The following is a 22,486-nucleotide window of genomic DNA, read 5'->3' as shown; positions in this document are numbered from 1 at the left end:
ACGTACCGCTGGTGTTCCAGTTGTTTCGCCAGAAGCACAGCTGGGTAGCTAAGTACGGAAGGGATAACCGCTGAAAGCATCTAAGTGGGAAGCCTCCTCAGAGATAAGTATTCCCTTGAAATTCCTTGTAGACTACGAGGTTGATAGGATGGAAGTGTAAGTGTAGTAATACATTCAGCTGACCATTACTAATAAATTGATAGGTTTAAAAGTATATTAAGATGTATTCAGACATTTTAATGAATTATTAAAATAACTATTCAGTTTTCAAAGAATATTTGACACCTTTAATGGTGTTTTTTTATTTTATTAAAAAATATTATAATTTTAATATATGACAAAAACAAAAAGAACAAATATTTCTAAAAGAAACATAAAAAGACGCCAACAATGACATCTTCGGTTAAAGAAAGATAAAGAATTAAGCAAGCTTTATTTATGCAGAAGGCAAATAGGTAATGTGATTAATGCATCAAATACCCTTGTATTGAAGTTTACAAATGAAGAATTATCATCTGAATTTGAGAATAAAATTGAAAAAGTAAATAAAGAATTGAAGAAATTCATTTATTTTCAAGATGTAAAATTTATTTTATATTTTGTGAAGCAAAGATTAGGATTAATAAATAAAGATAATGATAAGTTATCATATAAATTTATAGGTTTTGAATTATTTGATTTCTTTTTTAAAGAAATGAGATTACTATTCAAAACAAAAGATATAGATCATAAATTATTTTACAAAGTCATAACAGATATCATTTCTAATAAAATATCAAATATTGATTTACTGAATGAAAAAATTTCAAAATATAATCCTACAAATACTAATGATGAGTTCATTAATGATATTTTATTTGAGAAAGTAAATCAAAATAAAGAAATTATTTTGCAAAATTTAAACAGATTTGTTCATAACTTCACAAAAAGAGACAGAATTCACAAATTCAATAAATATATTTACTTACATATTACAAATATTACAGAAAAGCATTTTAAAAATAAGAAATTTATTTTCAATAATTTAAATCAAATGATAAAAACATCAGATGAACATTACACTATAATAACACATACAAATTGAGTAGGTATACCTATTAATGTTTTCTTATTCAAACATCTTCCTTATGCAGATAAGGATAAACTAATTTTAGATACTATTCAGTTATATAAAAGAGATGATAAAAGTATTTCAGTTATTCCTTATGATTGACCTCTTGATATTGAGAACTTGTCAAGTAAAAGTAAAGAGCTTAATAAGTCGGTGGCTAAATATATTATGTATTCTAAAAATATATTTACTGAAAATTTAAATGACCATTACAAAAAGAGAATAAATACAGTTTGATCTAGAGTTTTTAGTAGAAAAGATAGTAATAAAGTAAATATTATTTCTAAGAAACCATTAAATCGTCTAAATTACTTATACATAGAAAGTTCTAAAGATAAAGTCAATATAGATAAACAGGATTTAATTTATTTCAACAAATTGATAAATTTCGTAGAAAATAGGGATGACAATTTTGATGTAAGTAGTCTAAATAATATTGAACCAGATGAATATTATGAAAAAGAAATGAAATATTCAAAAATTAAGAACATCATCAATGTAAAAGATGGTTATGAAGCTCCAAAATTATGAGAGAAAATTCGCAGAGATAATAAAAATTTAGGATTACATTTTGCTTTTACAAATTTCAAAATACCTAAAAAGAAAGATTTAATTGATATATTAAAAAATGATGTAGATAACTATGAAAATAGTCAAATGATGAATATATTGATAAGTAGTTATAAAAAGTTTCTGAAATCATTTGAAGATATGAATGGATTTCTATTTACTAATTTAATAGCTATCTCAATAATTAAAATATTAAAATATATAATAAACTTATTTATTCGTTCAAATCCATATTGTATTTGTGATGAATTTAGTACATCGGAAATTTTACAATTAATTATATTTAATGAAACTAACAAATTTAGTAGTGAAATTAAATATAACCTTCAGAACTCGAAAGAAGATGATGTATTCTTTAATTTTTTAAACAAATATGATCAGTTTGCAAAAATCTTGAAATCAGCATTAATTAAAGAAGAAAGTGATGATACTAATACACCTATTACATAGGTAAAAAAGTCTATTTTATACTGCTTTTATCAAATAATTTTATATAATATAAAACATGTTCAAAATAGGTGTGGATGCAACTAATATTAATAGATTTATTAATAAAAAAACATCTTTTATAAATAGAGTTTTATCAACGCACGAATTAGCAGAATATAATCAAATAACTGATCAAAATTTGAAAGCTAAATTTCTTGCCAGAGCATGAGCTATTAAAGAATCTATTTACAAAATTGATAATAGCTACATCGATTTTCGCAATATTGATTTAGTTAAAAAAAACAATATTTGAGAATTTAAAAACTTCTGTATTTCTATCACATATGTTGATAATTTAGTTATTTCCGTTGCTATTTCTAAGGAGAAAAATGAAAAAATATAATGTAAATGTAATTTTTAAGATGATTTTATTTTCACCAGTTTGATTATTCAGATACTTTTTAATTAAATGAAAAGCTAGAAAATATAGAAAATCACCTGAAACAAGTAAATCAATCGAAAGATATGCTTTCTTACTCAAACTTTCTAAAAAAATGTTAAACCTTTACAATGTGGATGTAAAAATTGAGGGATATGAAAACCTGCCACAAAATGGTTCTGTGTTATTAGTAGCTAACCATAAGTCAAACTTTGACTCTTTAATCTTAATGAAAGCTACAGAACAACAATCATATGAACAAGGTGCTAAAGCTATGATACCTACTTTTTTAGCTAAGAGCGAGCTACAAAATAAAAAAATAGTTAAGGATACTTTATCACTTTTAGATACTGTTTTTATCGATAGAAAGAGTATTAAAAACAGTTTAAATGCATTGGGTGATTTCGGTGCATTTGTTAAAGTTCAAAAAACATATGGTGTAATTTTTCCTGAGGGAACAAGAGTGAAAAGTGAAGGTTTAGGTGAGTTTAAAGCTGGTGCATTTAGAGTTGCACAGAAAGATTATATGTCAATTATTCCTACTGTAATAATCAACTCTTTAGGTTCTGATAGTGTGCACAAAAAGCAAAGACAGCAAGTTACTGTTAAATTTTTACCAGCATTAAAACCATCTACATTTATGAATCAAGAAACATCAAAATTAGCAGAAAGAGTTAAGGGCTTAATTGAGTCAGAATTATTGAAGGAAAAAGATGAAAACTAATTACACAAATTACGATTCAGAATATAGCTTTAAAGTTGAAAAGTTTAATTTTGATGGACCATTAGATTTATTACTTTCATTAGTTAAAGATAAAAAGATCAGTATTAATGAAATTAACTTAGTAGAAATAGCAGACAGATATTTAGAAATTATTTCTCAATTAAAAGAGCAAGATATTGATTTAGCTGCTGATTATTTAGTTATGGCTGCTACATTACTTAAAATCAAAGCAGCTATGGCAATACAAGAACCAGGACAAGAAATTCCTGCAGAAATTGAAGAAGATAAAAGACAAATTTTGAGACAGTTAGCTGAATATGAACAATTTAAATCAATTAAAGAAGCTCTTAAAACATATGAATTAGATAGAGAAGATATTTTCATCAAAGATCCATCAAATGTTGATGAATTTATCGTTGATACCAATGACACTAGGTTAGACGGTCATTCTAACCCGGTTAAATTAATTGCTGTTTTAAGAAAAATGTTTGAAAGAGTTTATGCTCAAAAACTTAGAACAGCAAAATTAGAAACATTTAAACTATCACCATCTGATCAATATGGAATGATTAAAGAGTTACTTAGAAAACATGAAAAATTAACTTTCGAAATGGTCTTTTCACAACCAAGTATGGGACACTTTGTTGTTACATTGCTTGCTGTATTAGTTTTAGCTAAAGAACAATATTTAAAAATAATTCAAGAAAAAGAATTTGAAGAAATCTCAATTATTAGAGGAGAACTTTACGATGAAAAATAAAATTTTAGAAGCACTATTATACATTCAAGGAGATGACGGTCTTAACTTAGAACAAGTTAAAGACATTTTCTCACTAGCTACTTTAGCTGAAGCTAAAAAAGTAATGCAAGATTTCTTAAGAGAGTTTAACGACTTAGAAAGAGCGCTTAAAGTAGTCAACTTTAATGATGTTTACAAATTAGCAACTAGAGAAACATTCAAAGATTATGTTACAAAAATGGTTTCAGTTGTTAAAAAACAAAGATTATCAAATGCTGCTATCGAAGTTGCTGGTATCATTGCTTACAAACAGCCAGTTACAAAAGGTCAAATTGCATCAATTAGAGGTGTTGCATCCGATCAAGTTGTTAATACACTTTTAATGAAAGGTGTTATTGAAGAAGTCGGGATTTCTCCTACACCAGGTAATCCTGTTCTATATGGAGTGACAAACAAATTCTATGATCACTTCAAATTAACAAGTATGAGAGACTTGCCTAAAATGACTGAATTTAACTATGTAGAAGGCGTAGAAGACGAAAATGAAGACTTTGACTTATTCGGAAGTCAAAGAGAAGAATAATTATTTTCAAGATACAAAATTACTATCACTAAATTTGTGATAGTAATTTTTATTTTTCTAATAAAAGCGACTAAAACGAACAAAGAGTGTTTCATATCAAAATATTTTTACGAAGGAATTAAAGCTGAAGTAGCTGATAAACTTATTTCATAGATTTTCTTAGAAGACTCCACAATTTCTTTTCTAGAAATGCTTGAGAAGATTTTAACTTATTCAATCAAGTCTGACATATCGATTTGATTTTCCTAATTTTGCTTACCATTTGTGAAAGTAATGTGTCTATAACACTATTCTTAGGTAATTGAGAATAAGATGTTTGGAATACTGCAGTAAATTGTGTTCTTTCTTCATCTGTGATTTTATCTTCTGGTTCTATCGAAGAACATGATACGGCAAATCCTGTGATAGTCACAGTAGGTGCTAAATTAAGTCTTGCAGACTATATTTTCAGCAATTTTGATATCCATTTTGTATGTTGTTCAATACTTTATTAGAGGGTATAAAATATGTTTTAACTAAAAGTATTGATATTACATTTTTTATTTTATTTAATAAAATAAAAAAATATAATTACATTAATAAAGCAGGTAGAAATGATAGAAATAAAAGCAACATTAAATGATTCAGGAAGAACAATCTTAAAACTTATTCAAAAATATTTCCCTAATTTAAGTAAAGGATTTGTTGAAAAATTATTTAGGAAAAATGAAATTAAAATAAATGGATTAAGAAAAATTCAAAAAAATCAAATTGTAAATGAGAATGATGCTATCACTATTTATGGTTTAAGTGAATCTGATTTGCAACAAGAATATGAAGTTAAAAAATCAACTTCAGTTAATTTGAAAGTTTTATATGAAGATGAAAACATTTTAGTTTTAAATAAAGTGACTGGAATTTCAGTCCACGATGAAGATGATTCATTAGATGAACAAGTTTTATCATATTTAAACTATGTGCCTACTGATAGTTTTAAACCAACCCACGTTGGTCGTTTGGATAAAGAAACAAGTGGGATCATCACTTATGCTAAAACTTATGAGGCCGCTAGACAATTGAATGATAATAGTGAATTCATCATTAAAAAATATATTTTCATCAGTGATATTAAGTTAGATAACTTTTCTGAACATAAACCTTTTGTAGTTAACAATTGAATTTACAAAGATGAATCAAATAAAAAAATGAAAGTTGCAAAAAGTAATATAAGAGATGCTAAGCAAGCGAGAACTTTATTTTATTCAGAAAAAAATCGAAAAATTGCACAAATTAAAACAGGTAGAAAGCACCAAATTCGTGTGACTTTATCAAATTTAGGTTTTCCTATTTACGGTGACAAAAAGTATGGTGGTAAAAAAGAAACTAGATTAATGTTACATTCATATTATGTTAAATATAAAAATATGAAGAATAATTTAAGATATTTAAATGATTTAGAGTTATATTGCTTACCTAATTGAAAGAAAGGTTAATTATGGAAAAATTAGATATTGAAAAATTAAACCAAATAGTTAAATCATTAATGTTTGAACCTACTAAAGAAGTTCAAGAACAAATTTTGTTAATTTGAAAAGATATTCAAGATGGAATTAAACTTCTTGACAAACTTGATTTATTAAATGTAAAACCAATGGAAAGAATTAATGAACAGCCTATTTTAGAACTCCTACGTGAGGACATTGAAGATATGAGTTATTCAGTTTCGAAAGAAAACATTTTAGATAATGCAAAAGAAAAAGATAGTGACTTTATTTTACTTACAAAGGTGGTTAAATAATGAGTAGAGAATTTTTAAATAAAGGTAATTTTGAAGCTGCATACAATGAACTTCAAAATGATAATAATAATGCAGTTAGCTGCTTATATGAAAAATCAGAGCAAGTTTCAAATTCAAACAATCTACTCAATGGTGTTGTTTTAACTATCAAAGATGTTTTTGCCACAGAAGATAAAATGACTAGAGCCTCAAGTAAGATTTTAGAAAACTTCAAACCTTATTACAATGCTACTGTAGTTGAAAGACTTTTACAAAATGGTGCAATTCCGGTTGCTAAGGTTAATAATGATGAATTAGCTTTAGGAGGTACAGGAACTCATAGTGCTTATGGTTTAATAGTCAACCCTAAAGATGCTAAACGTTATGTTGGTGGTTCTTCATCAGGTTCAGCTGCAACAATGACAAAAAATATAGGTATTGCGTTAGGTTCAGATACTGGAGATAGTGTTAGATTACCTGCTTCATTCAATGGTTTAGTAGGATTTAAACCATCATATGGTGCAATTAGTAGATATGGAATGTTTGCTTATGCTTCATCATTAGATACAGTTGCATACTTTACCCATAATGTAAATGATGCAATCGTTACTGCACAAGCTGTTTTTGGTAAAGATGACAAAGATATGACTTCAGTTGATGTTCAAATAAACAATGTAATTAAAACAAAACCAAAATCAGTAGTTGCTCTTGATTTTAGTTCATTAACAAAAGATTATGTGAATGCAAGATTTAACCAGTTACTCGAAAAATTAAGAGAGCAAGGCATAGAAATCAAATTAGTTCAACCAAATTTTGATATTTTAAAAACAATTTCTATTGTTTATAAAATCATTTCTTTCTCTGAAGCTAGTTCAAATTTAGCTAACTTAAATGGAATAGCTTTTGGTTCAAGGGTTGATGGAAACTCATGAGAAGAAGTTATGTTTAATACAAGAAGTCAAAAATTTGGAAAAATGGTTCAAGAGAGATTAAGTTTAGGAAGTTACTTTTTATATTCAGAAAATCAAGAAGAAATTTTTATTAAAGCTCAAAAAGCTAGAAGAGTTATTGCTAAATACTTTGAGGACTTGAAAACACAAGGCGATGTTTTAATCTTTCCGGCTTACGTAGGTATTGCTCCATTATTTGAAGATAAATCAAAAAATGGTGTTATGGACTTTATTTTAACTGATGCAAATTTATCAGGTCACCCATCAATAACAATTCCATTAGGTGAATATGAAAATATGCCATATAACTTAGCTCTTGAAACAAAATTATATTCAGATGAAAAATTATTAGGTTATGCAGAATACTTTGAAGAACTTATAGGAGATTTAAATGAATAATTTTGAAACTATTATAGGAATTGAAATTCACGTTGAATTAAAAACTAAAACAAAAATGTTTTCACCAGCCGGGATTGACTTTAATGCAGAACCTAATACAAAAGCACATCAAATTGACTTAGCTTACCCAGGAACATTGCCTCAAGTTAATAAAAGAGCAGTTGAATATGGAATCAAACTTGCAAAAGCTCTTAATATGAAAATTGATGATGAATTACATTTTGATAGAAAAAACTACTTTTATCCAGATTTACCAAAAGGTTATCAAATTACACAGTTTTTTAGACCAATCGGAAGCAATGGTTATGTAGAAATTCAAACTTCAGATGGATTAAAACAAATCGGTATCGAAAGAATTCACCTTGAAGAGGATACTGCAAGACAACACCACGATGATTTAGTTACAAAATTAGATTATAATAGAGCCGGAATCCCTTTAATTGAAATTGTTACTTATCCAGTGATTAGAAGCGGCGAGGAAGCTGCATTATATGTTGACATGATTAAAAAAATTGTGCAATTTTTAGATATTTCTGAAGGTAAGTTAGAACAAGGGACTTTAAGAGCTGATATTAATATTTCGCTTAAACCTTATGGTGTAGATAAATTTGGTACAAAAGTTGAAATAAAAAATATGAACTCAATTTCTAACATCAAAAAAGCAATTGATAATGAAATTAAAATTCAAAAAGAAAAACTTCTTAAAGGCGAAGAAATATTACAACAAACAAAACGTTTTGATGATCAAACTAACACAAACGTGGTTATGAGAACTAAAACAGGTTCTGTTGATTACAAATATTTTGCAGATCCAAACATTCCGATCATTAAGTTATCTCAAGCATTTATTGATAATGTTAAATTAAATGAGCTTCCAAACCAAAAATTAAAAAGATATAAAGATGCAAATATTGCAGATATTTACATTAACAGTTTAATTGATGATATACCATTAGCTAATTACTTTGACTCTATTGATTATGATAATAAGGAAGCTTTATCAAAAATTTTCTTCTCAGAAGTAGTTTCATTAGCAAATGCACAAAATAAACACGTTATTGATCTTGATATTAAACCTGAATATTTAGTTCAGAGTTTACAATTATTAAATCAAGAAATTATTTCAAGTAAGTCGCTTAAAAAACTTATAACACTATTACCAAGTTATAAAGGTGACATAAATGACTTATTAGATGCGCACAAATTAAAACAAATAACAGATAAAAATATTATTGCAAGTTATATAGATGCAATTATTAAAAATAATATTTCAATGTTAGATGAATATGAAGCTAGACCTGAAAGAGTTATTAAATTTATACTTGGTGCATTAATGAAAGAAACTAATGGACAAGTTAATCCACAGTTGTCAAATGATATTGTTTTAGAAAAAATCAATGAGTTTATTAAACAAAAAAACTAATACAAGCACTGATTATAATAAGTTAATAAAACTTAAAAATGTAACTAAAAAAACTAAAAAAACCTTTCATCAAAACTTAATTTTTCCTGAAAGATTTACATTTTTCTCAAAGATTTATGAGTTTATAATCAAGAAATGCTTGATTAGATTTTTCGCAAGCATATTGATTTGAGTTAGAAATGAATCAGATCATAGAAAACGTTTAAAAGTCGTGGATAATGTATATAGTAAATTCACAAGTAGTGAATATAACTTTATTTGATTGTCTACTGCATTTTACTTATTAATATCATTTGTCCCTGTAATATATGTGGTTTTCTTGTTAAACATATTTTTCGGTTTTATTCCAGGCTATAACAATCTAGTTGGAAGTAATTTCCAAGATAACTTCATAACAATTATTATGTCAAGATTTATCCCTGGGTCGCAAAACTACTTACAAAGCATTCAAATGAAAGATCAAGGTACATCTGCTTTCAATTTACAAGCATTGCTACCTAACATTTTCCTATTTTTATCATCACTATATATATCAAGCACAGGATATGGAAAGTTAATTTCAGCAAATAACTACATTTACAAACATAATAAAATTGGTTCATATTGAGGTAATAAAATAAAAGGATTATTCTTAGTTTTATTTGTATCAATATTATTCTGATTTTTCTCAACGATCGATATCATCATTGAAACAAAAATAACAGAAAAATATAATGGAACGATTTGATTAAATACGTTTGTTTATATATTAATTTCATTTGTTTTTGTGTTTGTAATGTTAGTTGGTTTATTCAAACTTATTCCATCATTTAAGTTAACCATTAAATCCATTTATAAAGGAGCTATTTTATCAACCACTCCAATTGTTTTATTAGTATTATTGTTTAAAACAATTAATCAACACATTAACTATGACAAATATGGTGGTCCTGTAGGGTTCTTCCTTACAATTGCATTCTTTATAAACTGAGTTGTTTACTTTATGTTCTTAGGTATTGCTTTCAATAATGCATACTATAAAAACTATATTAGTGAGAGAACCATCACAAAGAGAAATTGATTTATTTAACCAGTATATACTGGTTATTTTTATTACAAAAGAGTATAATTAAAATATGAGAAAAATGTTAAAGCTAACTAATGACTATAAAGATAGAGTTTTAGAATTCCTTTATACACAAGATAAATACCTTAATATGATGTTAATTGCAGATATTGAAACATTTGGTCTAGAAGGAGAAAATATTGATAGTTACATTGATTATGTAAATGAAAGACCTGTTTTAATTTTTTATAGATTCCATGATACATTGTTAATTTTCGGAAGAAAATTAAGAGGTAAATACGAAGATTTAGAGAATATTGTTAAAAAATATAATATCAAGAACTTTGTCTATCAAAAAGAACTTTATAACGAATTAAATAATGCATTATCAGTAATTATTGGGAATAATATTGTCCCTACTTATCAATATGTTTTAACTTTGAATAAAAAAGATTTTAAGAAACCAACCAATTTAAAATCAACAATGATTAAAATTTCAGATCTGGAAAATATAGTTGAAAGTAGAAGATTAATTCCTGAATTTGCAGGACTATCATCACATGCGCTTGATATTAAACACTTAAAAAGATCATTTGAAAAAGGTGCATATTGAGGATATGTGCTAAAAGATGAAAATGAGAAAATTTTATCACATGCGTCAATTAACTGTCAATCAAAAGATGCAGTAATGATCGGAGGTGTTTTCACAATTCCTGAAGCAAGAAAGAAAGGCTATGCAAAGGATTGTGTAATGAACATTTGCGAAAGGATACTATACATAGAAAAAACACCTGTTTTGTTTTTCAGTAACAAAATTGCAGGTGCTATGTATTATGGACTTGGCTTCAAAGATTATGATAAGATCGCTTTAACAAAAATTAAACCTACAATCAAACAAAAATAATTACTTTTATCCCTAAAAATTGTGGAAAAAAGTTTTTTTGTATTATAATATTGTTATTACAAGCTTTTAAAAGGAGACATTGAAATGACTAAAAAAGAATACATTTTAGAAGTTGCAGATCGTGCTGAAATGACACCAAGAGATGTTGAAAGAGTTTTCGATGCTATGGTTTTCGTTCTTAAAGAACAATTAATCATGGAAGATAAAGTTAGATTATCACATTTAGGAATTTTTTCAACAACAGTTAAACCACAAAGAAAAATGGTAAACAAATTCAAAAAATCAGAAAATGATGCTGATTTTATTGTGGTTCCACAAAGACGTGTTGTTAAATATACACCTTCAAAATACTTACGTGAATTAATAGATTTTAAAGCTTAATTTAAAAATGTTAAATATCCAGGAAATTCTAAAAATAACTTTTTAGAATTTCTTTTTATTTCTTCATATTTGACACTACTTTTATTTTTAAAATATTGTAATAATTCTGGAACAGTTATTTTGTAGAACTCATCATATAATGAAAAGTACACAATAGCAAAAGAAATACCTTTATTGCTATGTATAAGGTTTAAATATTCGATTTGATGTTTCTTAAATAAGTTTTTAGTGAGTGAATTATTATTTGTACTCTTGGCTTCAAAACAAATAAATTGACCATTATACATACCTATGTAATCCACTGTTGATTTCTTAATTCTAAATGAACCCAAGACATTATTTTTAGTCTTTGATTGAATATTTTTTATATCAAGAGGAGTGCTCTTTTTCTCGATGAACGCAATGTTCTCTTGTCATAAATAAGCTATAGTGTTGTTGATTATTTTTTCTAAAAACATCCCTCTATTTTTATTATTTGAACTCATTTGCATATTCTAATTTCTCCATTCTTAATTCAAGTTCAGCTATCCTATGTTTTATAAAGTCAGATGATCTAACTTTCTCTAATCTTTTCATTTTTAAGAACATTAATCTGGAAATATAAATGTATATAAAAGGATAAATTATGTAGTATCAAAATTGATAATAAAACTTATATGTAACATTTACTTTTGATAATAGCTGGATGAAAGATTGTGCTAACTCAGCAAATGGAACTGCTATAAAAGTTATTGGTAAAGTTAAGGTAAAGAAAATAATTAAAAACTGAAATATCGGTGTCAAAATAATTGAGTAAACATAAGATATTAAACTAATTTCTCTTATATATGCACTAATTATGGATATAGAAATGAATCAGGGTATGAAATAACCTACAAAAAAGTTTGCTGCTTTTTGCTTTCATTTTTTAGGTTTTAAAAATTTATCCAAATCTACATTTAACATAACGATAGTCAAAATATATGATAGTCAATAACCTAAATTCATGACACTATAAGGTCTAAAAGATAAGAATAAAAATGCTATTATGAATAATGGACAACCGACATTCAATTCTTGATCTTTTTTAAATATTTTTCAAAAATGAATGACAAGTATAAATAAATAAGTTCTTATGATTGACACTGATTTCTTGCAAAATAGAAAATAAATAGTAAGTACAAGAATTTGTAATATTCCATATTTATCAAATTTTGAAAATATCATTCTAACGAATATGTAAATAGTACCCAAATGTAGACCGCTAACAATCATTAAATGAACTACTCCCATTTCTTTTAAGGTAGTTAATGTTTCGTTATTTGTAGATGTGTTTATACCAAAAATTAATGGGAAAATAAAATCAGAATATGCTTTATTTTTGTTTAGAAAATGGTTATAAAACATATGTCTTAAACTGGATCAATTATTAACAACAACAACTTTGTTAGGTTTAATTAAAAAATCAATTTCATTAGCTAGCAAGTAATTTGATTTTTCTTTAACTTCCTTCAATGTTCCTCAAATAAATATTTTTGAATAGATAGTTATTTGGTCTTTAACAGATTTTAATTCAGACCTGTTTAGTATAAATTTGTTCATAAATTTATCCTCAACATAAAGAGCTTTATCCGACATATCAATCACTGTGTAAGTTTCGGAGACACCTTTATTACTATAAAATCAGGCATTTATAATAATATGTTTAAGATTAAAAAATATCAAAAATGTCAATAATATTGCTAACAAAATTACGAAGTCATTTCTTTTTAAAATAATGGAAAAAATAAAGAGTGGAATTAAATATACTAATAAAATTAAATCAGAAGTGACTAGCAATAAACAAAATACAGATAAAATTAAAAAGAAATTAAACCATCTTAAGTTAATTCTATAACCGTTTGTAAGTATTCTATAGTACGAGTAGAAATTCCTTTTATATCTAGCAATTCTCGTCATGAGTGTAAACTTTCATTCTTTTCGCGATGTTTATAAATTAACTTTGCAACTCTTGAGTTTAAACCTAATCATTTTAAAGTCTCAACATCTTTGATTTCTTCCCATTTTATTTTGTATTTTCTTAAACCAACATTAATGACACTAGATGTAGTTGCTAAATCATCTAAGTTGTATCTGCTTATATCTGAACTTGTTTTAAGCTTTACTTTATTAAAAACATCTCTATATGATAAAGGCTTATCTGATTCAAATGTAGCAGGAAATAATACATTACCAGCTACTGTATATTTATAAATTTTCTTTTGCTTATTTAGTTCGTCATCTATTTTCTTTGTTTGTTTTATTTCCGTAAATTTAACAACACTTATGAAAACACCTGAGCTTAAACAAATAATTACTAATAATATATTGAATCAACCAATCTTTTTCATACATATATTTAGTATATTTCTTCAAAAATGTACAAAGTAGTAAAAAAGTGCATAAAAAAACACTCAAAGAGTGATTTGTTAACAATTGGCGGGGCAGAGAGGATTCGAACCTCCGCTGGTGTTGCCACCACTACAGTCTTAGCAGGACCGCCTCTTCAGCCTCTTGAGTACTACCCCAATAATTAAAAATATTATAATATAAAAAATAGATTTTCTTAATTCAATTAAAAAAATATTTCAACTTATTAATTATGCTTCTCTAATTCCGTTAAAATAAAAAAATCATGAAAAAAGAAATTACATTATTCGAAATGTTCGCAGGAATAGGTTCGCAATACAAAGCATTAAAAAATATATCTAAGAAATTGAATTTTACAGTTAAATCACTAGGAACATGTGATTTTTATATTGATGCGATTGTATCGTATTTAAGTATTCACTACGGTATATTAGAACCAGAAAATAAGTTGACTAAAGAAGAAATGCTTGATAAATTAAACAAGTATCTTTTTTCTGCCGACTCCAAAAAACCAGTTAATAAAAAATACTTTACGAGAATGTCAGAAAACAAATTAAGAAATTTATTCTCTTATCTTTATTCATATGTTAATAATGACTATATGAGTGAAAGATATGGCTTCAGAGAGAGAGAGAGAGCGGTACAGACATTACTGCTTATAACACTTTACCTAAAGGCATAGATATTTTTACTTATTCATTCCCTTGTCAAGATTTATCACAACAAGGTAAACAAAGAGGAATTAACGAAAATACAAGATCAGGGTTATTGTATGAAATTGAAAGAATTCTTAAAAATAATTTAGATAGATTACCTAAGGTATTATTATTAGAAAACGTTAAAGCATTGGTTTCATCTAAATTCAAAAATGATTTTCTCAAATGAATAGATGCATTGGAAACATTGGGTTATAAAAGTTATTGAAAAGTTTTAAATGCAGTTGATTCAGGTTCGGCTCAAAATAGAGAAAGAGTTTTTATGGTTTCTATTTTAGATGGTGAAGATTTTGAATTCATTCAAAAGAATGAAAAAAACTTAATGCTTAATCAAATCATTGATGAAAATGCTGTTCATATTGATCTGACAAAATTATTAGCTTTATACAAAAAGACACCATTTACATTAACAAAAAACAAAATCAATAAGTCTAGATTATTAGGGTACACTAATTTCAATAGCGAATCTTACATTTATAAAATAGATCACAAAGGCCCTACATTAACAGCTTCTGGTGCAAACGCAAGACTGAAATTTTTATTAGAAGAAGATAAATTAGTTTTAATGAACTCAGAAGAAGCGTATCTATATATGGGATTCGACAAAGTTGATGCATTAAAGGTTCGTCAAACCGGTTTAGTTCACGAAAATAAAATGATTTTTACAGCCGGAAACAGCATATCTGTTGAAGTTTTAGAAAATATATTTACTGAAGTTATTAAAAAATATTTTTAATTATTATGAATTTTGAATCTAGTGAATTTGTAAATTTAAAAAAACAAATTAAAATTTATAGCATTTTAAACGTATTTTCTAAAGAAAACAGCAAAAATCATTTTAATGCAAAAATCTATTGCTTTTTTGATTCAAATGGACTATTAATTTATTGATACATAAAATTTCTTGCAGGTACATCCTTAGATTTAAAAACTACTACAAGATGATTTAAGGATAAAACCACCACATTTAAATGTAGGGAAAAATTATTTTCGCTTATCGGCAACAGTTTAAAACAAGAACCTAGAGAAAACAAAAATGATAAAAATATCTTATTTTTAAATAATCAGGAATTGACTGCTCTGAATTATTATGTTAATTTTGATTATAAAGGAACTTTTAACAACTTAATTGGTATATTAAAAGGTAATAATCCAGCAGGTAGTTATTTAAAACCCAACAGTTCCGAAGTAAAGTCTAGTTATGAAAATCTAAAAAATAATCCACTTATGTATTTGGATATTATTAAAGACAATTGATATTACAATAGTTTTAAAAGATTTGTAACAAATGAAGATGATTTTAAGAGTCTACTTAGCTCTTTAAAAAATGAAAATGATTTTATTAATTACTTCAAAAATAGTGGTAATAATTCATTTTTACTTATTCAAGATTTAATTCATACAATTGAATACGAAAATAAAACAAAAGGTCTTAATGATGATAAAACTAGAGAAGAATTTAGAAATAAAATCAAAAGTGTGAAAAAATCACTAGAAACATTGTTTGAAATTCAAAATGAAATAGAAAATCAAATTTCAAGAACTAGATCAAAAGTTCAAAAAATTCCTACTGAATCAATTCAATCATTTAATTTAGAAGAAAATACAATAATTGAAAGAGCTCATATTTATCCTGTTTACAAAATAAGGGAAAGAATAAGAAATGAAATAGAAAAATGATTTTCTAAAACCAAAAACATTGTTGACTCAACAGATAAATTTAAAACAAATGCATTAACGATGATTTCTGATGAAAATAATTTATTAAATTTATCGCCTGATATTCACAAAATTTATGATAAACAGAATCTTATTTATTGAGACACAAGTGGAAAGTTGTGCTTTATTCGCAAGGATAAAATTTCAAATGATAACCAAGAAAAGTTAAGTGAATCATTTAATCAAATTAGAAATTTAACACCTCAAATGAAGAAATATTTACAAATGTATTTTGATGAAATAGCAATTACTTATATTCATAAAAAAGATTAGCTTATGTGTGTTATAAAAGCTAAAAATGTATAAAATTTATAACATCTATAAATATAAGGAGTTTGTATGGAAAAAAAATATGAAAAATTAGCTTCTAGATTAGAAAAATATATGTCAATTGAAGCTATTTCTAGATTTGAAGAACCAGTTGCAGATGAATTGAGAAAAAACATTAAACCAGGTTTTGAAATTTCACGTGATGCATTTGGTTCAATTATTTTCTTCAAAAAATCTAAAGTTGCTAATGCGCCTAAAGTTATGTTAGCCGCTCACATGGATGAAGTTGGTTATATGGTTAAATCAATTGCTGAAAACGGAAACATATTAGTTACAACAATTGGTGGAGTTTGACCATCTGTAGTTATTGGGACAAAAGCAGTTGTAGTTTCATCAAAAACAAATGAAAGATTTTATGGTGTATTCGGACACACAAGTATCCATATTATGGATAGAGACAAAATCACAGTTGCACTTAAAGAATCAGACTTATTTGTTGATTTAGGTTTCAAATCTAAAAAAGAAGTTGAAGAAGCACACATTCAAATTGGGGACAAAATTTTCTTATCTGGAGAAACAATTCATTTTACAAATAACATTATCGGTGGAAAAGCAATGGACAATAGAGCAGGTGTGACTGCTTTAGAATTTATTGCAAATAATATTGCTGATTTAGAATTAGGATGTGATGTTTACTTAGTAGGAACAGTTCAAGAAGAAGTTGGAACAAGAGGTGCTAAAACATCAGTTTCAATCATTAATCCAGATGTTGCTTTTGCTGTTGATACAGGTGCTGCACACGATACAACAGGTGCAAAACCTGGAACACCAGTTTTAGGTAAAGGAGTAAGTCTTTTAGTTAAAGATGGTGGAACATTGCCAGATCCAAAATTAATTAATGTATTAACAAATATTGCTGCTACAAAAGAAATTCCAGCTTACAAATATGTTGCTGAGGGTGGAGGAACTGATGCAGCTGAATTACAATTTGCTCCTGGTGGTGCTGCAGTTATGACAATTTCAATTCCACAAAGATACTTACACAGCCCAATCGGATTAGCTTCACTTGTTGATATTCAAGCTACAATTGATTTAATGACTGAATTTATCAAAGCATTTGATAAAGAAATCTATGAAGAAAAATTAGCTTACAAATAGTATTGAATTTTCAAATTAAAAGTAGATAGAAAATCTATCTGCTTTTTTGCTTTAAATTAGTTTTTACACAGCTTGATAAGGCTATCATTTAGAGCTAAAAGTAATATAATATAGAAAATTTAATAATAGGCTCAGGAGGTACGAGATTATGGCAAAAGTATTGTTCATACTTATAATAATTGTTTCAATTATTGTTCTTTTACTTTTAGTCTACTTGCTTTCTGTGAACTTATTTAAACAATCATTACAAAAATTTAGTATACGCTCAAAAGATGCGATAACTAAACAAAATCATCAAAATCAATCTTTATATTCAAAAGTTAAAACAACGACTCATTTTAATCACGAGCTTGAGAATATGCTTAATTCATTAATTGAAGTGAAACAAAGTATTGAAACTATAAATCAAGAAATTTCAGTTAAACTTTCTGAACTTGATGAATTGCTAGCTGAAAAACAAAAAGTTAAATCTTACAAAAAATATAAAGCAATTAAACAACAACAAAAAGAAGTTTCTAAAAAACAAATAGAATTTAACAAAATTTCAGATGACTATTCAAAGAACTGAAACAACATTGACGAAATCACTTCAACAATCCTCGAGATTAGGGACTTTTTAAATGGCAAGCTTAAAAGTTATGAGAAAGCAATACCTAATCAATATGAAAATCTTCAAAACAAATTAGCTGAATTATCAATTCAAATCACATTAATTGACGATCTTAAAGTTAAAGCTGATTTTTTAAGAGCTCTTGAAAACATAACAAAGAGAAAAGAAGAATTGAAGAACTATACAAAAATAATTTTTGCATCAAAAAATATTGAGTATTCACTTTTTGAATCTCTACCAAAAGTGCTTGAGCAAGCGATAAAAAATAAAAATAACGAGCAAATTAAAGGTAAATTAATAGAGTTAAAGGATAAAACCACAGCACTTCAATCAGCTATTAAAGGCAAAAATACTGCTGAAACTTTAGATGCAAATATCAAGTCAGTTTATAGAAATTTTTACAAATTAGTCAACCTTGTTAATTCAATGTTTTCTATTAAAGATTTCATTGATCAAACAATTCCAATTATTCGTGATTTATATTCTAAATTGAATAAAACTCACAAAAACATACTTGCACCAAATAGTATTCAACAAAAAAATTATGAATCAGTAAAGAACGCATTTGACAAAATCAAACAATCTTTTGAAAATAAATCATTAAAAAACATACGAACACTAGTTCAAGATTTAGTTGTTAAATATGAAAATTATGAAAAAACTAATGTAGTTATTGAATCAAAATCTAAAGAATTAAAAGAACTAAATGATAATTTCCAAATTCAAATTGATGAAGCTATTGATACCTATTTATCTTGCATTTACCATCCTGAAATTCCAAATGATCCAAAAATAAATAAATTAAGAACTGAATTAATTTATTTATATGAAAGAAATTTCAAAAAACAAAAGTCCTGAAATAAAATTAAGACAATTTGAGATGAATTCATTAGTAAATTAGCTACTTTAATTAAAGTGATTTCGCTCAATGCAAAATACAAAGAAATCTATAACAATATAAGATTAGAACTTCAAAGAAATGACTCATTTATAAATAATCAAGAAACTTTTGCTAATTACATTGATATTAGCAAAAGTATTGAGAATGTAATTAAAGAAGAAAATAATTATAAAAATGCTTATTTAGCACTTAAAAAGTTTTTAATAAAGGAGAAATATGTACAGTAAAATTTTGATTCGTTACGGCGAGTTAGTGCTGAAAAAGAAAAACAGAAAACAGTTTATTAATCAACTTGCAATTAATATTAAACACATTGTTGGCGTAACTCCAGAAGTTGAATTTGACAGAATGTATTTACCTTATTCAGAAGAAAATATGAATAACTTAAATTATGTATTCGGAATCAGTTCATACTCACCGGTTATGGTTGTTGAAAATGATATGGAAGTTTTTGCAAATGCAGTTTTATCATCAATTAGACCTGATTCAAAAACTTTTAAAATTGCTGCTAGAAGAAATTACAAAAAGTTTGAATTCTCATCAGACCAAATTAACAATTACCTAGGTGGTGTAGTCTTAAAAAACACAAATCTTAAAGTTGATGTACATAATCCTGACCAAACTTTTTATGTCGAAGTTAGAAACGGAAAAACTTACATTTTCTCTGATTACACTAAAGGTTTAGGAGGTTTACCTGTAGGAGTGTCAGGTAAAGTTCTTCACCTTATTTCTGGTGGTTTTGATTCTCCGGTCGCTGCTTGACAAATGATGAAAAGAGGACTCAAAGTTGACTTTTTAACCTTTATCACACCTCCTCAAACAGATATTAGAACTGTAGAAAAAATTACAAATTTAGTTAAAGTTTTAAATAAATATCAAGTAACATCAAACTTATTGATCGCAGATTACTCACACTTAATGAACTACATTTCATTCGTTTCAAAAGAATCATACAAAATCACTTTAATGAGAAGAAGTTTTTACCGTATAGCTGAGCAAATAGCACAAAAATATAATCAACAAGCAATTTCAAATGGTGATAATTTAGGTCAAGTTGCATCTCAAACAATTGAATCATTATCAACAATTGGAGAAGCAACAAGAATGCAAATTTTACGTCCATTATTAACATACGATAAAAACGATATTATTGATATTGCTAGAAAAATAGGTACAGAAAATATTTCAATTATTAAAGCTAATGAAACTTGTGAACTATTTGCGCCTAAAGAACCAGTTACAAAACCTACAATCCAGGAAGCTTTAAGACTTGAAAATGAACTTGAAAATATTGAAGAACTAGAGCAAGAATTGCTAAATTCAAAAATTGAATTAGTCAAAGTCAAAAAATAAATTTAAGCTGTATAGCTTATTTTTTTATGCAACTTAAAACTTTTTATTTCTATGCCATAGTCTTTTTAGTTTCATACATAAAAAAATAAATTATTTATAATAATAAATAATTATGAATACACCACTTAACAAAAATATTAATAAGCAAAATTTAAAAGTTTCAAGAAAAGAAAATTCACAATCATTTTTGGGCTACAAAACTGGTGACGTTGCTTCAGCAAAAATAATTACATCAGGTTCAAAGTTTATAAAACTTCACGACAAATATGGTAATTCATTTTTGATTTACAGAAAAGACATCACAGATTTTACACATCACCAAATGTCAGATTTATTTTCAATTGGTGACATTATCAACTTTATTGTTTTAAGTTTTGATAACAATAAAAAACAAGGTTTAGGTTCATTTAAGAAAAATCATCCAAACCATCAAGGGAAAGACTTTTACAAAAGAGAAAAATATTACAATGAACTAAAAGCGACAAAAAATGGATTTAGAAATTTAATTAATTACACAAATAGTTATTTTGTTGAAAATAAGAAATTCGACAATAAAAACAATAATCACAAGAATAAGTAGTTAAATGCAAGTAATTTCAATTAAGAAAAATTATTTTCAATCTCAACACGAGTTACAAATTCAACAAAAGCAAGCTTCAGAAGTAATTGATAAAATTAAATCTTTAAATTTTGATGGTTCATCATATTTAGGTTTCGATGATATTGCATTAAACTTTGGGCTCAATGGTGTAGATAAAATAATTCAATTTTGCAACAATATATATTCAACAAATATTTCTAAGTTAATTATTTGAACTTCTAAAACAATTGAACTTTCAATTAAAGCTGCAATGCAATTTATTTTTGGACAAATCGATATTAATAAGGATAAGAAAATTGAATTAATCTTTATTAATCCATCAATTCCAATTAATAAAATTGAACAGTTAATTCAAACTTTCAAAAATGGAATTGGCGATAATGTTGGTTTTATGTTTTTAAACGAAACCGGAAATAATGATTATGAAAATGAATGAATTTCATACATTACAAATATTTTCGAGCAACATTCAAATGAATTTATGATCAAAAATCATATGTTTTATGTAGGCAGCAAAACTAATTTTTCAAACTTAAGCAAATTTAAATTTGCAAGCAACAATATTTTATTTGTTTCAAATGATGTCCATCCAGAATATAGTGTATTAAGTGAAATTGGATTATTGATTATGTCACTTCAGGGGATTAATATTCAAAAAGTTATTCATGGTTATGTTGAAGCTTCAAAAAATATTCTTAATCCTGATGTTTATTTCAACAGAGCACTTGAATTGGCTTTATTAATCAATGAAAGTGTTCTTAAAAACAAAGAAGATGGATTTGCTAATATTTTTGTTTCATATGATTCATTTTTAAATAATTATTTTGCTTGATTTGCAAATCAATTCAATAATACAACTAAGCAAATTAAAACAATCAGCACATCAATAAACTTTCCACAACAAATTGCGACTTATACTCAGCCATTGCTTTCAGGAAAGGGAAATAAATTTGTTACTTTTGGTTTAATTAAACAAAGATTCTTTGATTATCAGTTATCTTCAAACCTTGAAAATGATGACCTAATTGACAAGTTTCAAAACTTATCAATTAATCAAATTAAAGATGAAACTTATCAAACTTTTGTTAATTATTTATCAAGTTTTAATAACGAAGTTAACTCAATTACAATTGAAATTGCAAACAATTTTGAAGAAACTTTAGGACAATTAATCTCATTATTGTACTGAAGTAGAATATTTTATTGTGTTTTAAATTCACTCAATCCATTTGCAAATTAAAACTTTTAATACTATGAGCAAGCTATAAAAGTTAAAAGCTTGCTCTTTTATTTTAGCTTTGTTAAAAATAGTTTAAC

General features: G+C 26.3%; 23 protein-coding genes, 1 tRNA gene and 1 rRNA gene. 21 read left to right on the top strand and 4 right to left on the bottom strand.

Going from position 1 to position 22,486, the window contains the following annotated elements:
- The 13 genes from VBM89_RS01885 to VBM89_RS01825 all read left to right on the top strand — a co-directional run.
- A 23S ribosomal RNA gene (locus VBM89_RS01885) occupies positions 1-213 on the top strand; the annotation flags it as partial.
- A 121-nt stretch (positions 214-334) separates the two neighbouring features.
- Positions 335-2,131 (top strand): hypothetical protein, encoded by a 1,797-nt coding sequence (locus VBM89_RS01880; RefSeq protein ID WP_323188609.1) that lies wholly within the window; start codon positions 335-337, stop codon positions 2,129-2,131.
- Positions 2,132-2,186: 55 nt separating this feature from the next.
- Entirely contained in the window at positions 2,187-2,513 is a 327-nt protein-coding gene (locus tag VBM89_RS01875) for a 4'-phosphopantetheinyl transferase superfamily protein (RefSeq protein WP_257089508.1), read from the top strand.
- Entirely contained in the window at positions 2,500-3,273 is a 774-nt protein-coding gene (locus VBM89_RS01870) for a lysophospholipid acyltransferase family protein (protein WP_323188608.1), read from the top strand. Before VBM89_RS01875 ends, VBM89_RS01870 begins: the two co-directional genes overlap by 14 nt.
- Entirely contained in the window at positions 3,263-4,033 is a 771-nt protein-coding gene (locus VBM89_RS01865; protein WP_323188607.1) for a segregation/condensation protein A, read from the top strand. Before VBM89_RS01870 ends, VBM89_RS01865 begins: the two co-directional genes overlap by 11 nt.
- Positions 4,023-4,595: an SMC-Scp complex subunit ScpB gene (gene scpB / locus VBM89_RS01860; RefSeq protein ID WP_257089513.1), complete on the top strand. Its 573-nt coding sequence runs from the start codon at positions 4,023-4,025 to the stop codon at positions 4,593-4,595. Before VBM89_RS01865 ends, scpB begins: the two co-directional genes overlap by 11 nt.
- Positions 4,596-5,188: 593 nt before the next feature.
- The gene (locus VBM89_RS01855; RefSeq protein WP_323188606.1) at positions 5,189-6,067 is read left to right on the top strand and encodes an RluA family pseudouridine synthase; all 879 of its coding nucleotides are present in this window, start codon (positions 5,189-5,191) and stop codon (positions 6,065-6,067) included.
- Positions 6,068-6,069: 2 nt separating this feature from the next.
- Positions 6,070-6,372, top strand: a complete 303-nt coding sequence (locus VBM89_RS01850; protein WP_323176483.1) for a glutamyl-tRNA amidotransferase — start codon at positions 6,070-6,072, stop codon at positions 6,370-6,372.
- Positions 6,372-7,700, top strand: coding sequence for an amidase family protein (locus VBM89_RS01845; RefSeq protein WP_323188605.1), 1,329 nt, complete (start codon positions 6,372-6,374; stop codon positions 7,698-7,700). The genes VBM89_RS01850 and VBM89_RS01845 overlap by 1 nt, the downstream gene beginning before the upstream one ends.
- Positions 7,693-9,123, top strand: a complete 1,431-nt coding sequence (gene gatB / locus VBM89_RS01840) for an Asp-tRNA(Asn)/Glu-tRNA(Gln) amidotransferase subunit GatB (protein ID WP_323188604.1) — start codon at positions 7,693-7,695, stop codon at positions 9,121-9,123. The genes VBM89_RS01845 and gatB overlap by 8 nt, the downstream gene beginning before the upstream one ends.
- Positions 9,098-10,192 (top strand): YihY/virulence factor BrkB family protein, encoded by a 1,095-nt coding sequence (locus tag VBM89_RS01835; protein WP_323188603.1) that lies wholly within the window; start codon positions 9,098-9,100, stop codon positions 10,190-10,192. The genes gatB and VBM89_RS01835 overlap by 26 nt, the downstream gene beginning before the upstream one ends.
- A gap of 46 nt (positions 10,193-10,238) precedes the next feature.
- Positions 10,239-11,072: a GNAT family N-acetyltransferase gene (locus VBM89_RS01830; protein ID WP_323188602.1), complete on the top strand. Its 834-nt coding sequence runs from the start codon at positions 10,239-10,241 to the stop codon at positions 11,070-11,072.
- Between the two features lie 84 nt (positions 11,073-11,156).
- Positions 11,157-11,453 carry an HU family DNA-binding protein gene (locus VBM89_RS01825; protein ID WP_257089537.1) on the top strand — a complete coding sequence of 99 codons (297 nt, stop codon included), beginning with the start codon at positions 11,157-11,159 and terminating at the stop codon, positions 11,451-11,453.
- Here the strand turns inward: VBM89_RS01825 and recU are convergent.
- The 4 genes from recU to VBM89_RS01805 all read right to left on the bottom strand — a co-directional run bounded on the left by recU (position 11,450) and on the right by VBM89_RS01805 (position 13,999).
- Positions 11,450-11,938 carry a Holliday junction resolvase RecU gene (recU, locus tag VBM89_RS01820; RefSeq protein WP_323188601.1) on the bottom strand — a complete coding sequence of 163 codons (489 nt, stop codon included), beginning with the start codon at positions 11,936-11,938 and terminating at the stop codon, positions 11,450-11,452. The two genes, VBM89_RS01825 and recU, sit on opposite strands and share 4 nt — an antisense overlap.
- On the bottom strand, positions 11,925-13,034 hold the full coding sequence (locus VBM89_RS01815; RefSeq protein WP_323188600.1) for a ComEC/Rec2 family competence protein: 1,110 nt from the start codon (positions 13,032-13,034) through the stop codon (positions 11,925-11,927). Before VBM89_RS01815 ends, recU begins: the two co-directional genes overlap by 14 nt.
- A 278-nt stretch (positions 13,035-13,312) precedes the next feature.
- Positions 13,313-13,822 (bottom strand): MAG0490 family ComEA-like DNA-binding protein, encoded by a 510-nt coding sequence (locus VBM89_RS01810; protein ID WP_323188599.1) that lies wholly within the window; start codon positions 13,820-13,822, stop codon positions 13,313-13,315.
- 86 nt (positions 13,823-13,908) lie between these two features.
- A tRNA-Ser gene (locus VBM89_RS01805) sits at positions 13,909-13,999 on the bottom strand.
- A 107-nt stretch (positions 14,000-14,106) separates the two neighbouring features.
- Here VBM89_RS01805 and dcm_N point away from each other — a divergent pair.
- The 8 genes from dcm_N to VBM89_RS01765 all read left to right on the top strand — a co-directional run bounded on the left by dcm_N (position 14,107) and on the right by VBM89_RS01765 (position 22,409).
- On the top strand, positions 14,107-14,523 hold the full coding sequence (dcm_N, locus tag VBM89_RS01800; RefSeq protein WP_323188598.1) for a DNA (cytosine-5-)-methyltransferase N-terminal subunit: 417 nt from the start codon (positions 14,107-14,109) through the stop codon (positions 14,521-14,523).
- Complete coding sequence (dcm, locus tag VBM89_RS01795; RefSeq protein ID WP_323188611.1) at positions 14,454-15,293, top strand: DNA (cytosine-5-)-methyltransferase; 840 nt, start codon at positions 14,454-14,456, stop codon at positions 15,291-15,293. The genes dcm_N and dcm overlap by 70 nt, the downstream gene beginning before the upstream one ends.
- Before the next feature lie 5 nt (positions 15,294-15,298).
- The gene (locus VBM89_RS01790; protein WP_323188597.1) at positions 15,299-16,549 is read left to right on the top strand and encodes an MAG4270 family putative restriction endonuclease; all 1,251 of its coding nucleotides are present in this window, start codon (positions 15,299-15,301) and stop codon (positions 16,547-16,549) included.
- A 66-nt stretch (positions 16,550-16,615) separates the two neighbouring features.
- Positions 16,616-17,704, top strand: coding sequence for a M42 family peptidase (locus tag VBM89_RS01785; protein ID WP_323188596.1), 1,089 nt, complete (start codon positions 16,616-16,618; stop codon positions 17,702-17,704).
- Positions 17,705-17,852: 148 nt separating this feature from the next.
- Positions 17,853-19,442, top strand: coding sequence for a hypothetical protein (locus VBM89_RS01780; RefSeq protein WP_323188595.1), 1,590 nt, complete (start codon positions 17,853-17,855; stop codon positions 19,440-19,442).
- A complete protein-coding gene (gene thiI, locus VBM89_RS01775; RefSeq protein WP_323188594.1) occupies positions 19,432-20,568 on the top strand; it encodes a tRNA uracil 4-sulfurtransferase ThiI in 1,137 nt (378 codons plus the stop codon). Before VBM89_RS01780 ends, thiI begins: the two co-directional genes overlap by 11 nt.
- 112 nt (positions 20,569-20,680) lie before the next feature.
- Complete coding sequence (locus tag VBM89_RS01770; protein ID WP_323188593.1) at positions 20,681-21,148, top strand: hypothetical protein; 468 nt, start codon at positions 20,681-20,683, stop codon at positions 21,146-21,148.
- Between the two features lie 4 nt (positions 21,149-21,152).
- A complete protein-coding gene (locus VBM89_RS01765; RefSeq protein ID WP_323188592.1) occupies positions 21,153-22,409 on the top strand; it encodes a hypothetical protein in 1,257 nt (418 codons plus the stop codon).
- Positions 22,410-22,486: the final 77 nt, after the last annotated feature.

It is taken from the genome of Mycoplasma sp. 1199, assembly GCF_034863365.1.
Taxonomy (GTDB): domain Bacteria; phylum Bacillota_I; class Bacilli_A; order Mycoplasmatales; family Metamycoplasmataceae; genus Mycoplasmopsis.
The sequence above is the reverse complement of the archived record's forward strand: the minus strand, read 5'-3'. Positions and strand labels throughout refer to the sequence as shown.